Raw genomic sequence first — 16,173 nt, forward strand, 5'->3', positions numbered from 1 at the left:
TGTGCCTCGCATCTTACTCTTCCCAAACTTTAACTTCTTTCATGACATCGCCCTGTTTAATTCGGTACACAGACTCCAATCCCTCAATTACTTGTCCGAATACTGTGTGTACACCATCTAAATGAGGCTGTGACTCATGTACGATGAAAAATTGGCTTCCACCGGTGTCTTTTCCAGCGTGTGCCATAGATAATGCTCCTGGTACATGTTTATGTGGATTTCCTTCTGTTTCACATTTTATTGTATACCCAGGTCCACCAGTTCCATTTCCACGTGGGCAACCACCTTGTGCGACAAAGCCAGGAATTACACGGTGGAATGTTAGACCATTATAAAAACCTTCATTCGCAAGCTTTTCAAAATTCTCTACAGTTCCAGGTGCTTCATTTGGATATAATTCAATTACAATTTTTTCTCCATTTTCAAATTCAATGCTAGCTTTTTTCATTTGAAACCTCCGCTCCTAATCTTTCGTCCATATGTATTGAACGAGTTCATTTTACTATAAATGGTTGGAATAATCCAATGTGAAAGGGGGCGTTTTTCCTAAATACACGTCAAAAAGATATTTTTGGTGAAGAATAATATATAATATGTACGATGGGATAACCTTGCATAAAAAAATAAAAGGAGGAAACTAGTTTGAGATATAAACATATACTCTCATTTTTACTTGTGTTTTCACTCATTTTTCCATCACTTAGCTTCGCAGACGCTGCACCCGGAGATGTGATTATTACACTTGGTGAAGACTTAACCGAAACACAAAAGGAAGCAATCTTAAAAGAAATGAACGCACCGGAGAACCCACAGCTTGTCGTTGTCACTAACGCTGAAGAACATCAGTACCTTGGAAATTATATTCCAAAGGCAAGAATCGGGAACAAAGCCCTATCTTCAGCTTCTATCACCATTGAGGAAGAAGGATCGGGGTTAGATGTAACAATTTCAAAACATATCACTTTAATTACAGAGGAAATGTATGCTAATGCATTAATTACAGCTGGTGTGAAAGACGCAAAAATCTATGTAACTGGACCTTTTGATGTTTCTGGAACAGCAGCATTAACTGGAATTATTAAAGCTTACGAGGTTTCTTCAGACAAGGTAATTCCTGAGGAAGTTAAGCAGATTGCTAATGAAGAAATGGTGGAAACCACAAAATTAAGTGAAAAATTTGGTGCAGAAGATGCTGCTGCCTTAATGGCAAAAATTAAGGATGAAATAGCTAAAAACGCACCGAAAAACGATGAAGAACTTCGTACCATTATTGTAAATGCTGCGAATGATTTGGGTATTACGTTAACAGAAGCTGACATAAATCGACTAATGGAACTTTTTAATAAATTAATGGAACTTAATATCGACTGGAATCAGGTTGGAGAACAATTAAATTTAGCAAAGGATAAACTAACAAACTTTCTTGAATCTGAAGAAGGGCAAAGCTTCTTAGATAAGGTAAAAGAATTTTTTATTAACCTAATTGACGCAATTAAGAATTTTTTCAAATAATGACAATAATGAAAACCCACGAATTTTTCGTGGGTTTCTTTTTTCGATGTCTAGCTCCATGCGCTTTTCTTATTATTCTACTACTTCCAATTTTAATGGAATATCTAATCTAACTAGATCTTCATAGCTTTCACGTTGGACGACAAGCTGCGCCTCACCATTCTCTACAAATACAACTGCAGGTCTTGGAATGCGGTTATAATTATTAGCCATAGCGTATCCGTACGCACCTGTACAGAAAACAGCTAAAACATCATCTGAATTTGCTTTTGGTAATGGTATATCCCAAATAAGCATATCGCCGGATTCGCAGCATTTACCGGCAATTGAAACTGTCTCTTCAACAGGATCCTTAACTCGATTTGCTAAAACCGCCTCATATTTTGCTTGGTAAAGGGCAGGTCTAATATTGTCTGTCATGCCCCCATCAACTGCCAGATATTGACGAATATTAGGTACTTCTTTTCGAGAACCGACTGAATAGATCGTTGTTCCTGCATCCCCTACAATTGATCGACCTGGCTCAATCCAAATTTCTGGAATTTCAATCGAAAGATCATCAGCATGCTTTTTTACTTCCCCGATTATTGCTTCAACATACTTTGACGCTGGAAGTGGTTTATCTTCTTCTGTGTAGCGAATTCCAAATCCACCACCAAGATTTAAAACCGTAGGTGTAAACTCCAAGCGGTCCTTCCAGTCTTTAAGTTTTGCAAACATTTTACCAGTAGCTACTAAAAATCCTGTTGTTTCAAAAATTTGCGAACCAATATGAGAATGAATCCCTAATAACTCTAAGTATTCTGAATGAAGTGCCTGCTCGACTGCTTGGTCTGCCTGTCCGTTATCGAGTCCAAATCCAAACTTAGAGTCTTCTTGACCAGTTGTAATATAATCATGAGTATGCGCTTCAACTCCTGGTGTTACCCGTAATAAAATTTTCACCGTTGACTTATTCTCTATACAAACCTGCTCTAACAATGAAAGCTCATAAAAATTATCAACAACAAGACAGCCAATCTTATTTTTAACTGCCATGTCTAGTTCTTCATAGCTTTTATTATTACCATGGAAGTGAATTCGTTCCACTGGAAAACCTGCTTGTAGTGCAGTATATAATTCCCCACCAGAAACTACATCTAGTGATAACCCTTCCTCATGTGCAAGTTGAAGCATTGCGATCGTTGAAAAGGCTTTACTTGCGTATGCAACCTGTGCAGGAATATTTAATCGTTGAAAGGTTTCACGAAAGCTTCTAGCACGCTCTCTGATAAGTGCAACATCATACACATATAAAGGTGTGCCGTATTGTTTTGCTAATTCTACTGCATCTACCCCACCAATTTCTAAGTGGTTTTTTTCATTTACTTTGCTTGTTCCATGCAAAAACATCGAATTCCCCTCATTCCTTGAAAGAGTACTCATCAGAGCCTACTATGAAAAAGCACGATTTCATGCTTATCTCATCTTATTTAATAAAAAAAGACAGCTAATCACTTATAGTCATCAGCTGTCATAATATCTTTAACGCTGTGCTATGAAAAATAGATTAACACAACGTATTATATGGTGCAACTATTGTTTGAAAGGTTTTTGAGGGTGTACGATACTTGGTCTTAACTTTGCCCCGGGAACCGAAGTTCGAATGATAATTTGCATTAAAGCTTTTGCATTAAAAGGCAAAAATGGCCATAAATATGGTGTATTCAAAGAACGGATATTTGCTAAAAATAAGAAATATAAGGTACAGCCAATAATAAATCCTGGTACCTTAAAAATGGCAACAAGTATCAATAAGAACAATCTTGCAAACCGGTTTGCAGCACTTAATTCGTAGCTTGGTGTTGCAAATGTCCCAATTGCAGCAATCGCTACATATAGAATGACCTCCGGAACAAACAATCCAACATCAATTGCAATTTGACCAATTAATGCTGCTGCAATTAAACCCATTGCAGTTGATAATGGTGTTGGCGTATGTATCGCAGCCATCCTTAAAAACTCAATTCCCATGTCAGCAAGGAATATTTGAACAACTACCGGGATATTTGATTTTTCGTTAGGACCAATATAATCAATTGCTTTTGGAATCATATCCGGCTCTAATACTAATAAAAACCATAGTGGCAAAAGATAAATGGATGCGATTATTCCGATAAATCTTGTCCACCTCAGTAAGGTTCCGACTGCTGGAGCTTGACGATATTCTTCAGCATGTTGTACATGATGGAACATCGTTGTAGGAGTGATAATTACACTTGGTGAAGTATCAACCATTATGACTACATGCCCTTCAAGTAAATGGGTTGCTGCCACATCTGGACGCTCTGTATATCTTACCAATGGATATGGATTAAAACCTTGATGAACGATAAATTCCTCAATTGTTTTATCCGCCATTGTTAGGCCATCAACATCAATCTTGCTAAGTTCTTTTTTAATTATCTCAACTAAATCTGGGTCTGCCACATCCTGAATATACGAGACACAAATATCTGTCTTTGATCTCTCACCAACCTGCAAAATCTCATTTCGGAGCCTTTCATCACGAATCCTTCTCCTCGTTAATGCACAATTCACAATAATGTTTTCAACATATCCGTCTCGAGCACCCCTGATTACTTTTTCGGTATCAGGCTCTTGAGGTGTTCTACCTGGATAACTTCGTACATCAATGGCTAATCCGGAATCCTCCCCATCAACTAAAAAGAGGATAAGCCCTGAAAGGATAGTATCAACAGCTTCGTCTAAATTCTTGATGGTACTCACTTGTTGATGGACAAGGCGATTCTCAATGATTTCGAAGGCCTGGGAGGAGTTCTTTTCTTTATCATTGATATTTACTAATTCCTCTAAAATTTGAACAATAATTGCCGTATCACACAATCCATTTAAAAAATATAGATGAACTTCTTTATTTAAAATCTTAATCTTTCTAACACCGATATCAAAATTTGTAGTTCCTAAACCTATACGTGATTCAAAATATTTATCATTATCGACTATTTCAGGAGAGATTGGAGTCATCTTCTTTTCTTGTCCGATCGTAACCACTCCTTTCAAGTATTAATTCTACTGCTTTTCTTGTTACAGGTGCACCAAGTTTAAGATCATCTTTACGTGCCATTTTTCCAATATCTCCAATACCTATGATAATTGGAACATCCAGTTTATCTAAACAATACACCGTATCCCCGTTAATTCGGCCAATGTCATACTCAGTAATCCCGCTTTTGTCAACGCCGTATTTCGTAAGATTTAAGTCTCTGTCAATACTGATGTCAACCTTTGTCCATTCTGATTGATGGGTTTTCGATGCAACCGCAATAACACCCAACACTTCAATTTTAGGATGATTTGCGACATACATTAATGCATGTTCACCCATTCCTTCACCCAATAAGCCACTATCATCAAACATTACAAAAACAGGGTCATGAGGGGTATCTAGAATGTATTTCACTATTTCTTTGCCCGATAAAGTTGTAGGGTTTCCTTGTGATTTGGAAATACATCGTCCCCCCACTTCTTTTGCAATATATTCTAATGTCTTTTGTGCATATTCATCGCCATCTGTTACTAGAATCACTTTTCTTCTAGTTTCATCCATAGATTCTATCCTTTCGCTCTGAAAATCAGTGCAACTAAGAAAGAAAACAATACTGCCGAGGATATGCCAGCAGAAGTCAATTCAAATATCCCCATTGCGATTCCAATAAATCCATGTTCCTCTGCACTTTGCATTGCGCCATGTAAAAGTGAATGACCAAAGCTTGTGATGGGAACAGTCGCACCAGCACCTGCAAATCTGATTAAATTGTCGTAAAGATTAAATCCATCTAAAATTGTTCCTGCTACGACAAAAACACTCATCACATGTGCAGGAGTGAATTTCGCAAAATCAAGTAAAAGCTGTCCTATTACACAAATTGCTCCACCGACTAAAAAAGCATATAAATATTCCATTCCCTACTCACCACCATCAAATACGCCTTGCCGTATTTGCGCCCGATTTTTTTCGAACTTGCTCGAAAATTTTCCTTTTAAAAATCGAGGCATCCGCCGGAGGCTTAATTTATTCAGCAGGGTTTTAGCCCTAACTGAAATGTATACTGTTGATGCATTCATACTACTGCTTATATAAAGTAGAATTTCTGCTGAATAAAATTAAACGCGTTCCAACACCACTCCATGTGCGATTGTAGGAATGGTTTCCTTTTGCTGAATCATTGTTGGGCTAAGAAGTGCACCTGTTGCAACAATAAAAACCTTGTTTAAATTGCCACTAATGAGTTCTTTTACAATATGACCATACGTAACAATTGCTGAACAAGCACAGCCACTTCCACCTGCAAACACCTCTTGGTCTGAATGATATAGCATTAATCCACAGTCATTATGTTTGTTGCCCAAATCATAGCCCTCTTCTTTTACCATTTCCTTTAGAATCGGACTTCCTACACCGGAGAGGTCGCCAGTCGCAATCAAGTCATATTCATCTTGATTGATATTTAAATCCTGAAAATGTCGGGTAATGGTATCCGCTGCTGCTGGTGCCATCGCTGAACCAAGATCAAAAGGATTTGTCATTCCTAAATCGACTACTTTTCCTATCGTTGCTGAAGTAATCCGAATCGGTCCCTTCTCTTTACTCACCAATGCTGTACCACCACCTGTAGCAGTAAACGTTGCCGTATCAGGCTTTTGTCCGCCATATTCAGTTGGATAACGGAATTGTCTTTCTGCCGTTGCATTATGACTACTCGTCGATGCAAGGATTCTGTTTGCAAATCCACCATCAACAAGCGCTGAACCAACAGCAAGTGACTCCATTGAAGTCGAACAAGCACCGAACATACAAATTAGTGGAATTTGATGATGTCTAGCCGCATAATTTGTCGTTACATTTTGATTTAATAAATCGCCAGCTAAAAAAAAATCGACGTCATCATTTGACAAGTTTACCTTTTGGAGACAAGAATCAATGGAATCTACCATTAGCCTTCTTTCAGCAGATTCCCAGGAATCTTCACCACAATGCAATTCATCATATTTTATATCAAAACTAGAACCTAAAGGACCAAGACTTTCTTTTGGTCCCACAGCTGTCCCTGTTGAATTTAAAAAGATTTGATTTTCAAATACCCATGTTTGTTTTCCAACTAACCTCATATTGGTCCACCCTTCCCATCAATCAAGAAATTGTGAGATTAAAGAAATAACGAATAATCCCGACAATATACGCAGAAACTGCTCCGAAAACGATAACACTGCCTGCAAGCTTAAACATATTCGTAGCGATTCCTAGTACAATACCTTCGCTCTTATACTCCATTGCGGCACTTGTCATCGAATTTGCGAATCCTGTTACAGGTACCGCAGATCCCGCACCCGCAAATTGCCCAAGCTTATCATATAGGCCAAACCCGGTTAACAAGGCAGATATTAAAATAAGAGTTGCAACAGTTGGATTTCCCGCATCTTTTTCCGAGAAATTAAATACTGTCATATAGAAATTTTGTATTCCTTGACCGATTAAGCAGATAGCTCCTCCAACCAGAAATGCCTTAACACAATTTAAGAAGTACTTTGGTTTAGGCTGATACTTTTTAACGCTGTTTTTATAATCATCTTTCATCTTTTTTTTAGTAGCCACTTCATGTTCACTCCTCGAATGCGAAAATGTAAAGCAATTTAATCAAATGCACCTTGCCGTATTTGTGCCCGAATTTTGGCCCACAGGAAGTGGGTCATAAAGACGTTGCCACATAAAGTGGCGTACTTAGTCTTTGATCATACTGATTGAAAAATTCACTTGAAAAATCGTGGCATCCCCCGGAGGCTTTTACTTGTTAAATCATTTCACATAGTACATCCATTGAAATAAAGACCCTGCGATTTTTCCGAACACAATCGCCATAACTAAAATAACGATTTTACTATCGATTCCAATTCGTTTTGCTAAGATTGGAAAAACATTCAGTACCTCTGTCAGCGCTGCTGCCAGCATTCCAACGAATATTCCACTTGCTAACCCAACGGGTAGGACCAAAATATCCCAAAGGTAAAAAATGTGATCATTTAGAGTAAACCAGCCACCAAATACAGCACCGAGTACAACACCCCACTCATAATGTCGAATGAATTTCATCGTTTTTGTTAACTGTGTAAGCCGAGGGATAATGCCTAAGACGGCTAAGAATGCGACAAAACCGCCTCCAACTGCAAGTCCACTTCCTAATCCAATAAAAATAACTAGAAGGATTTTAATTGTCATCGATGTGTTTCATGCTTTCTTTATTTTCTGCAATAATTAAGTAATTATCTAAATCCTGTTGGTAGTTAAACATTTCAACCTCAAGTGGACTTGGTTCTTCGTTAAGTCGTTTGCGAAAAAAATGATTAAAAAATAAAATCATCCCTAACCCTAAACCTATTGAATATGGAATTTGAAAAAGCAATGGTTTTGGAACCACTTCACCTGTAATCATGGTATAAATGCGAAGATGAACCTCTCTCATTGATACGTCTTCATGGAAATTCATCATGGTAAGAGCTGCTCCTATAAATAATAAACACCAAACGGCTACAAATAATGCAGGTGCAAACCGTTTTTTCTTAATAGCCACTTCAATGATGGTTTGTGCTGGACCTACCGTTTGAATATCAACATGAGGAAATCGTCTCCTGATTTGGTCAATGACCTTCATTACATCAATGACAATAATATTATTATCTTTTTTGCTTACTTGATGAATTACGATCTTTTTAATCTCCTGGGCGATATTTTTTTCTGCACTTATTTGTACGATTTCTCCAATTTTCACAGTTGCATTGGGTTGTACCAGTACGCGATGGCGCATTCGAACATAAATTGATTTTTCCATCACTTTCACACCCTACACATTGTTTTCCTTATATATGTAGTATGTTAAATCTGATCTATCTAATGCGATTTGACCGCAAACTCCAATAATTACCACGGCCAGATAAACGAAAAAACCGAATGGATCAAACATCCATTCGGTCTTTCATTTGTTGTAATATTTTTTTCTCTAGCCTCGACACTTGTACTTGGGATATACCTAGCCTTGTCGCGACTTCGGATTGGGTTTGATCCTTGTAATAACGTAGGAAAACGATTAATCTCTCACGTTCATCCAGCTCACGAATTGCTTCCTTTAATGCAATTTTATCAAACCATTTTGTCTCATTATTATCTGCTATTTGGTCAAGCAATGTAATCGGGTCTCCATCATTTTCATAGACGGTTTCATGAATTGATGAAGGTGCTCGACTTGCCTCTTGAGCTAAAACAACATCCTCAGGAGTGATTTCCAAGTACTCTGCAATCTCAACAATTGTTGGAACTCTACCAAATTGTTTTGACAGTTCATCCTTAGCCTTCCTGATTTTGTTCCCGGTCTCCTTTAATGAACGACTCACCTTTACTGTACCATCATCTCGAATAAACCGCTGAATTTCACCGATAATCATTGGTACAGCGTAAGTTGAAAATTTAACATCATATGATAAATCAAATTTATCTACAGACTTCAAAAGTCCTATGCAGCCTATTTGAAACAAATCATCTGGTTCATAGCCTCGGTTTAAAAATCTTTGTACAACAGACCAAACTAACCTCATGTTCTTCTGGACGATTAGATCACGTGCTTCCTGTCGCCCTTCTTGGCTGAGTTTAATTAAATTCTTAACTTCATTGTCCTTTAAATACGTTTCACTTTTGTTATTCTTGACCTCCACATCCATTGGCAAGTCTCCTTAATTGCATAACGCTTTACTCTTTGATAAATGCTTTGTTAGCCGTAATGTTGTACCGCTTGCTGTACCTGTTTCCACTTCAAACTCATCCATGAAATTTTCCATGATTGTAAAGCCCATACCAGATCGCTCTAGCTCCGGCTTTGTTGTAAATAATGGCTGCCTTGCTTCTTCGAGATTATTAATTCCAATTCCTTCATCTCTTATGGTGATATACACAGTACTGTCTTCAATTTTGCATGAAATATAAACAAGCCCATTTGGATCACTTTCATATCCATGAATAATTGAGTTTGTTACGGCCTCAGAAACAACTGTCTTAATTTCAGTTAGTTCGTCTAAGGTTGGATCAAGTTGTGTAATAAATGCTGCAACAGCAACACGAGCAAAAGACTCATTTTGGCTTAGTGCTGAAAATTGAAGGTGCATTTCGTTTTTCATTACGCCACCCCCAATGACTGAAGCGCAAAAGACTCATCACGCTCTAATCGAATGATTTTGAAAAGGCCAGACATCTCAAATAAACGTTCGACCTGCGTGGAAATGGAACAAACAACCATTTCTCCACCTAGATTTTTAATTTGCTTATATCTTCCTAAAATTACACCTAATCCCGAGCTATCCATAAATGTAAGCTTTTCAAGATTCAATAAGATGTGATTAATTTGATTGTTCTCAATCGTATCGGTTACCTTTAATCGCAATTCATCAGCTGTATGATGGTCTAACTCACCTATAAGCCGAATACATAATACATTGTGTTTTACCTCAAGTTCAATACCAAGACTCACTTTACAATGCCTCCTTTAAATCGTATAGTGAGTCTTTTCGAGATTAACACGGAAGAATCCTTCTAGATGACAAAACTAGTGTTCATTCGGCAAAAAAAACAGAAAAGTGCAAGGCGCCCGTCCATCGGCGACAAGCATAAGATAAGCGCTGACAGAAGGTGCATTTTACCTTCCAAAGCGATTAGCTATACCAGAAAGCCGATGGCGCCTGGAGCTAGACATCGAGAACTAGGTATAAATTTATGGAGTTTTATTAAAAGTGCCCATTGTACGCTTAAATAAATTCCACCAGCTGGAAGCATCAATATCTTTTTCTGCTACTAGTGGGCTTTCACTTAAAACCTTTCCATCTTTCTTAATCACGAGTTTTCCGATCTCATCACCTTTTTTAATCGGTGCCTTTAACTTTTCAGCTACAACCACTTCTTCTTGTACATCATCAATTTTTTCACCTTTTTTTGTTAAAAGGGAAATAGGCTCAGATGTGACAAGCTTGATTTTCTTTTCACTTCCCTTACTTATCTTCGATTCAGCGACTTCCTGATTTCGATCATATAAAGGGTGTGTCTTATATTGACTAAATCCATAGTCAAGCATCTTGGTTACTTGCGCATTGCGATCCTTGGGAGTTGGTGCTCCAAAAATAACAGATATTAAACGCATTTCCTCTTTTTCGGCAGTGGCTGTTAAACAATATTTTGCCTCTGTTGTAAAGCCAGTTTTTAACCCGTCCACACCTGGATAAAATTTAACAAGGCGATTTGTATTTACAAGCCAAAATTTATTATCGGAATTTTGACGTAAATAATCTTCATATTGTCCGGTGAATTTAGTAATATCTTCATATTTCAGCAATTCCTTGGATATGATGGCCATGTCATGGGCAGAGCTATAATGATTTTCCGCAGGAAGACCCGTTGGGTTTTGAAATTGTGTATTCTTTAGGCCTAATTTTTTAACCTTCTCATTCATCATTTCAACGAATGCTTCTTCAGAACCTGCTATTTTTTCTGCCATGGCAACAGATGCATCATTTCCTGAACCAATGGCAATACCTTTTAACATCTCTTCGACTGTCATTTCTTCGCCTGGCTCAAGGAATATTTGTGATCCCCCCATTGATGCGGCATGTTCACTTGTTCTAACTTTCTCGGAATAGATGATACTACCTTTATCAAGCGCTTCCATGATTAATAGCAATGTCATGATCTTCGTCATGCTTGCCGGTGGAAGCTTTTCATCACTATTTTTTTCGTAAAGAATCTTCCCTGTATCACGTTCAATTAAAATTGCTGATTTTGCATTATTCGCTAAATCAACAGTTGACTCCTGTGCAGAAGCGAAAGGGCTAAACGTAAAAATCATGATTGTTGAAATTAACAGACTAATATATACGCGATTCATCTCCAAACCCTCCATTCTTTATACTTTCCCATTTTTTCCATCAAAACAAAAATTATACATAAAAAAGTTTTAGGTGCTCTGCGCTGGGCATCAAGCATTAGGCAAGCGCTGACAGAAGGCGCACCTTATTCCGAAGTGATTAGCTTAGACCAGAGAGCCGATTGAGTCTAAAACTAGACACCTAAAAAAAATCCGGGGATTTTTATCCCCGGATTGTAAATTATGATATCTTATCGATGATTAAAGTTGTAGGTTTTACAGGATTTGGAGAAACCGAAATACTTTCAGCTAGCTTGTTTTTGATTTCAACAATATCTTCAAAATTACTATGAATCGTTACAAGACTTTCTCCCTTTGAAACCTTATCACCGATTTTTTTCCGTAGCACAAGGCCAACGGCCAAATCAATTGTCGATTCCTTTGTTGCTCTTCCCGCACCTAGAAGCATTGCTGCTGTGCCGAATGAATCAGCAATGATCTCTGAAACATATCCATCCGATTCGGCTTCAAATTCAAATTGATATTTTGCCTTTGGAAGCTTTTCAGGGGAATCCACGACAGAAGCATCTCCACCCTGCGATGATAAAAAGGTTTTAAAGGAGTCTAATGCTTTCCCGCTTCTAATCGATTCCTCAAGCAGACCTCTAGCTTCTTCAAGAGAATTAGCTTTTTTCGCTAGTAATACCATCTGACTTCCTAAAACAAGACAGAGCTCCTCGAGATCAGCAGGACCCTCACCTTTTAACGTATCAATCGCCTCTTTTACTTCTAGTGCATTACCAATAGCAAATCCGAGTGGCTGACTCATATCGGAAATGATGGCCATCGTATTTCTGCCGACATTATTTCCGATATCAACCATAGTCTTTGCTAGCTCTTTTGCATCATCTATTTCCTTCATAAAAGCACCAGCGCCAGTTTTTACATCTAAAACAATCGCATCTGCTCCTGCCGCAATTTTCTTACTCATAATAGAACTCGCAATTAATGGGATGCTGTTAACAGTCGCTGTGACATCCCGTAACGCATAAAGTTTCTTATCTGCAGGGGTTAGATTCCCACTTTGTCCAATGACAGCAACCTTATTTTGATTGACGAGATGAATAAACTCTTCGTTAGTAATTTCAACATGGAAGCCCGAAACGGATTCGAGCTTATCAATCGTTCCACCAGTGTGACCAAGCCCACGCCCTGACATCTTTGCAACTGGTACCCCGACTGATGCAACTAAAGGAGCAAGCACCAATGTGGTTGTATCACCAACTCCACCTGTACTATGTTTATCCACCTTTATTCCTTCAATTCCTGATAGGTCAATCGTGTCTCCAGAATGAACCATTGCCATTGTAAAATCAGCTTGTTCCTGTTTCGTCATTCCCTTAAAGAAAACTGCCATTGTAAAAGCACTCATTTGATAGTCAGGTATTTCACCTTTTGTATACCCTTCTACAGCAAATGAAATTTCCTCTGATGTTAATTCCATTCCATCCCGCTTTTTTTCGATTAAATCAACCATTCTCATATTTTTCACCTTTTTCCAACTGTTGGTATGTGTGACCTACATTTTCTTTACAATTTGTTTAACAAGTGATAAAAATTCTGTTTTTACTTTTTCAGTAGTTTCAATTACTTCATCATGGGTAAGCGGCTGGTCTAAAATTCCTGCTGCCATATTTGAGATACAAGATATACCAAGGACCTTTAATTTAGCATGTCGGGCAACAATCACCTCTGGAACAGTTGACATTCCAACGGCGTCACCTCCTAATGTTCGTAGCATTTTTATTTCTGCTGGTGTTTCATAAGATGGTCCTGTCATCCCGACATAAACCCCTTCTTGTATCGCAATATTCAATTCATTCGCTACCTCCATTGCAAGGTTACGGAGTTCTTTTGTATATGCTTCTGACATATCCGGAAACCTTGCTCCAAGATTCGAATCATTTGGCCCAATTAGTGGGTTTTGCCCGAAATTAAGATGATCTGTGATAATCATTAGATCGCCTGGTTGGAATGATTCATTCACACCACCCGCTGCATTTGTAACTACTAAAGACGTGACACCAAGTTCTTTCATTACACGAACAGGGAATGTAACCTTATCAAGGCTGTATCCCTCATAAAAGTGAAAACGTCCCTGCATAGCAACAACTGATTTCCCTTGCAATTTACCGAAAACTAATTGCCCAGCGTGACCTTCCACGGTTGACACTGGAAACTCTGGAATTTGGTCATATGGTACTTTGATTGGATTTTCAATTTCATCTGCCAAAACACCCAATCCTGAACCCAAAATCAAACCGATTTCCGGTACTTCCCTGCTTTTATCCTTTAAAAATTGTGCTGCTTTTTCAATGATTGTTTGATCCATTCCTATATTCCCCCGTTAATCTCTGAAAGAAAGCTCTTTCCATGTTTAGGTAATGTTACATTAAAATTATCAGCTACAGTTGCACCAATATCAGCAAAAGTTGTTCGTAATGGTAATTCCTTACCACCATCAATTTTTTTGTTATAAATCAACAAAGGAACAAATTCACGTGTATGATCTGTTCCAGGATGAATCGGATCATTTCCGTGGTCTGCTGTAATGATTACTAAATCGTCATCTGTTAATTTTTCAAACACTTCCGGTAAACGCGCATCATACTCCTCTAATGCATTTCCGTAGCCTATTGGATCACGACGGTGTCCAAATAAAGCATCAAAATCAACTAAATTTAAAAAGCTTAAGCCTGTAAAATCCATATTAAGGGTCTGAACTAACTTATCCATTCCATCCATATTTGACTTAGTACGTAGTGCTTGTGTAACTCCCTCACCATCATAAATATCTGAAATTTTTCCGATTGCGATAACATCATAACCTTTATCACTTAATTCATTCATCACTGTTCGCTCAAATGGTTTTAATGCATAGTCATGTCTGTTTGATGTTCTTGCGAAATTGTCTGGTTCCCCAATAAATGGACGGGCAATGACACGTCCAACCATATACTTTTCATCAAGAGTTAATTCACGGGCAATTTCACAAATTTTATAAAGCTCATCTAATGGAACAATTTCCTCGTGTGCTGCGATTTGTAAAACTGAATCTGCAGAAGTGTAGATAATCAATTTTCCTGTTTTCATGTGCTCTTCGCCGAGCTCTTCAATAATGGCGGTTCCGGATGCTGGCTTATTCCCTAAAACTCCACGTCCAGTCCGTTTTTCAAGCTCATTTAATAATTCCTTTGGAAATCCATCTGGAAATACCTGAAATGGTGTTTCAATATGTAAGCCCATAATTTCCCAATGTCCTGTCATCGTATCTTTACCATTTGAAGCCTCTTGCATTTTCGTATAGTAAGCAAGTGGTTGATTTTGAACAGGAATTCCCTTAATTTCACGAATGTTGCTTAAGCCGAGCTTTGCCATGTTCGGCATATGTAGGCCATTCATTTCCTCCGCGATATGCCCTAAAGTATCAGAGCCTTCATCACCAAATTTTTTCGCGTCTGGTGCTTCTCCAATTCCAACAGAGTCCAGGACAATTAGGAAAATTCGTTTATATGTATACGCAGACATGTAATTCCCTCCCAAATATTCTATGCTTTCTACGATGTATTTTCCCCTTCTAGTTGCAACTTACTCAATTTTTCATATTTCTATAATCGTCAGAAGTCTGACATCTTTGAGTATAAATGTGAGTGTTCGTCATTTCAAGTAGATTAAGAGAGTTTTAGAAAAAAGTGTTAACATTGTTTGACGAAAAAAAGCCAGACGTATTTGTCTAGCATACTATTAATGAATATTAGGCCCGAGGATGATAGGTTTTGTAGACATCCTTTAGACGTGTTTTTGTAACATGCGTATAAATTTGTGTCGTTGAAATGTCAGCGTGACCAAGCATTTCCTGCACTGCTCGAAGGTCAGCTCCATTCTCTAAAAGATGTGTCGCAAATGAATGACGAAGCGTATGTGGGGTTAACTCCTTTTCAATACGAGCGTCTTTGGTAATTTTCTTTAGATTTTTCCAGAATCCTTGTCTTGTCATGCGATTCCCATGATGATTCACAAAAAAAGCGTCTGTTTTCTTTTGCTTGACTAGTTGACCACGACCATGGTCTAAATATGCCTGTAGTGCCTTCGTTGCTACACTTCCAAGTGGAACAATGCGCTCCTTATTTCCTTTTCCAAGACATCTGATAAATCCCATCGATAAATGGATATCCGCCATATTTAAATTTATGAGTTCACTCACCCGAAGGCCTGTTGCATATAAAAGCTCAAGCATTGCTTTGTCACGTATACCAAGCGGATTGTCCAATTTTGGTGCATCTAACAATGCTTCTACTTCTGAAAGATTTAATACCTTCGGAAGTGTACGCTCTGATTGTGGCGTTTCAATCTGTTCAGTTGGATCATGATCGGTTACTTTTTCACGAAACAAAAACTTATGAAAAGATCGTATTGATGCTATATGTCTAGCCAATGTTCTTGATGAATTTCCTTGTTCCTTTAAATATTTCAAAAAATGAATCACTTGCAATCGGTTCACATCATTAAAGGATGAAATATTTTCAACCTTTGTGACATATTGAAAATATTTTTTAAGATCCCGTTCATAGGACTTCACAGTATTGTTAGCAAGTCTTCTTTCAACAACTAAGTAATGCAAATAATCCTTCACCTGATCTTCCAC

At 38.0% G+C, this 16,173-nt stretch carries 18 protein-coding genes; 1 reads left to right on the forward strand and 17 read right to left on the reverse strand.

All coding sequences use genetic code 11. The features are described from left to right. Positions 1 to 13 precede the first annotated feature (13 nt). The gene (locus tag V7097_RS12145; RefSeq protein ID WP_335703887.1) at positions 14 to 448 is read right to left on the reverse strand and encodes a peptidylprolyl isomerase; all 435 of its coding nucleotides are present in this window, start codon (positions 446 to 448) and stop codon (positions 14 to 16) included. A gap of 194 nt (positions 449 to 642) precedes the next feature. Between V7097_RS12145 and V7097_RS12150 the strand changes: the two genes are divergently transcribed. After that, on the forward strand, positions 643 to 1,512 hold the full coding sequence (locus V7097_RS12150) for a DUF1002 domain-containing protein (RefSeq protein WP_335703888.1): 870 nt from the start codon (positions 643 to 645) through the stop codon (positions 1,510 to 1,512). Between the two features lie 72 nt (positions 1,513 to 1,584). Here V7097_RS12150 and lysA read toward each other — a convergent pair whose 3' ends face one another. The 16 genes from lysA to xerD all read right to left on the reverse strand — a co-directional run bounded on the left by lysA (position 1,585) and on the right by xerD (position 16,173). After that, positions 1,585 to 2,904: a diaminopimelate decarboxylase gene (lysA, locus tag V7097_RS12155; RefSeq protein WP_335703889.1), complete on the reverse strand. Its 1,320-nt coding sequence runs from the start codon at positions 2,902 to 2,904 to the stop codon at positions 1,585 to 1,587. 183 nt (positions 2,905 to 3,087) lie between these two features. Next, positions 3,088 to 4,539, reverse strand: coding sequence for a spore germination protein (locus V7097_RS12160; protein WP_335703997.1), 1,452 nt, complete (start codon positions 4,537 to 4,539; stop codon positions 3,088 to 3,090). Further along, positions 4,520 to 5,122 carry a stage V sporulation protein AE gene (locus V7097_RS12165; RefSeq protein ID WP_335703890.1) on the reverse strand — a complete coding sequence of 201 codons (603 nt, stop codon included), beginning with the start codon at positions 5,120 to 5,122 and terminating at the stop codon, positions 4,520 to 4,522. Before V7097_RS12165 ends, V7097_RS12160 begins: the two co-directional genes overlap by 20 nt. A gap of 5 nt (positions 5,123 to 5,127) precedes the next feature. After that, positions 5,128 to 5,478: a stage V sporulation protein AE gene (spoVAE, locus tag V7097_RS12170; protein ID WP_335703891.1), complete on the reverse strand. Its 351-nt coding sequence runs from the start codon at positions 5,476 to 5,478 to the stop codon at positions 5,128 to 5,130. 201 nt (positions 5,479 to 5,679) lie between these two features. Further along, complete coding sequence (spoVAD, locus tag V7097_RS12175; RefSeq protein ID WP_335703892.1) at positions 5,680 to 6,684, reverse strand: stage V sporulation protein AD; 1,005 nt, start codon at positions 6,682 to 6,684, stop codon at positions 5,680 to 5,682. Positions 6,685 to 6,706: 22 nt separating this feature from the next. Continuing rightward, positions 6,707 to 7,150 (reverse strand): stage V sporulation protein AC, encoded by a 444-nt coding sequence (gene spoVAC / locus V7097_RS12180; RefSeq protein WP_335703998.1) that lies wholly within the window; start codon positions 7,148 to 7,150, stop codon positions 6,707 to 6,709. 219 nt (positions 7,151 to 7,369) lie between these two features. Continuing rightward, the gene (locus V7097_RS12185) at positions 7,370 to 7,789 is read right to left on the reverse strand and encodes a stage V sporulation protein AB (RefSeq protein WP_335703893.1); all 420 of its coding nucleotides are present in this window, start codon (positions 7,787 to 7,789) and stop codon (positions 7,370 to 7,372) included. Continuing rightward, positions 7,779 to 8,399, reverse strand: coding sequence for a stage V sporulation protein AA (locus tag V7097_RS12190; RefSeq protein WP_335703894.1), 621 nt, complete (start codon positions 8,397 to 8,399; stop codon positions 7,779 to 7,781). The genes V7097_RS12185 and V7097_RS12190 overlap by 11 nt, the downstream gene beginning before the upstream one ends. Positions 8,400 to 8,523: 124 nt before the next feature. After that, positions 8,524 to 9,282 carry an RNA polymerase sporulation sigma factor SigF gene (gene sigF, locus V7097_RS12195; protein ID WP_335703895.1) on the reverse strand — a complete coding sequence of 253 codons (759 nt, stop codon included), beginning with the start codon at positions 9,280 to 9,282 and terminating at the stop codon, positions 8,524 to 8,526. Between the two features lie 12 nt (positions 9,283 to 9,294). Next, on the reverse strand, positions 9,295 to 9,735 hold the full coding sequence (spoIIAB, locus tag V7097_RS12200) for an anti-sigma F factor (RefSeq protein WP_335703896.1): 441 nt from the start codon (positions 9,733 to 9,735) through the stop codon (positions 9,295 to 9,297). After that, the gene (gene spoIIAA, locus V7097_RS12205) at positions 9,735 to 10,085 is read right to left on the reverse strand and encodes an anti-sigma F factor antagonist (protein WP_335703897.1); all 351 of its coding nucleotides are present in this window, start codon (positions 10,083 to 10,085) and stop codon (positions 9,735 to 9,737) included. Before spoIIAA ends, spoIIAB begins: the two co-directional genes overlap by 1 nt. Positions 10,086 to 10,325: 240 nt before the next feature. Continuing rightward, the gene (locus V7097_RS12210) at positions 10,326 to 11,489 is read right to left on the reverse strand and encodes a D-alanyl-D-alanine carboxypeptidase family protein (protein ID WP_335703898.1); all 1,164 of its coding nucleotides are present in this window, start codon (positions 11,487 to 11,489) and stop codon (positions 10,326 to 10,328) included. 220 nt (positions 11,490 to 11,709) lie between these two features. Further along, positions 11,710 to 13,011: a pyrimidine-nucleoside phosphorylase gene (locus V7097_RS12215; RefSeq protein WP_335703899.1), complete on the reverse strand. Its 1,302-nt coding sequence runs from the start codon at positions 13,009 to 13,011 to the stop codon at positions 11,710 to 11,712. Between the two features lie 36 nt (positions 13,012 to 13,047). Next, positions 13,048 to 13,860, reverse strand: a complete 813-nt coding sequence (locus V7097_RS12220; RefSeq protein WP_335703900.1) for a purine-nucleoside phosphorylase — start codon at positions 13,858 to 13,860, stop codon at positions 13,048 to 13,050. 2 nt (positions 13,861 to 13,862) lie between these two features. Beyond that, on the reverse strand, positions 13,863 to 15,056 hold the full coding sequence (gene deoB / locus V7097_RS12225; protein WP_335703901.1) for a phosphopentomutase: 1,194 nt from the start codon (positions 15,054 to 15,056) through the stop codon (positions 13,863 to 13,865). Positions 15,057 to 15,282: 226 nt separating this feature from the next. Continuing rightward, positions 15,283 to 16,173: a site-specific tyrosine recombinase XerD gene (gene xerD / locus V7097_RS12230; protein WP_335703902.1), complete on the reverse strand. Its 891-nt coding sequence runs from the start codon at positions 16,171 to 16,173 to the stop codon at positions 15,283 to 15,285.

Origin of the sequence: Bacillus sp. JJ1562 (assembly GCF_036962705.1) — a bacterium.
Classification (GTDB): Bacteria; Bacillota; Bacilli; order Bacillales; family Bacillaceae_L; genus Ferdinandcohnia.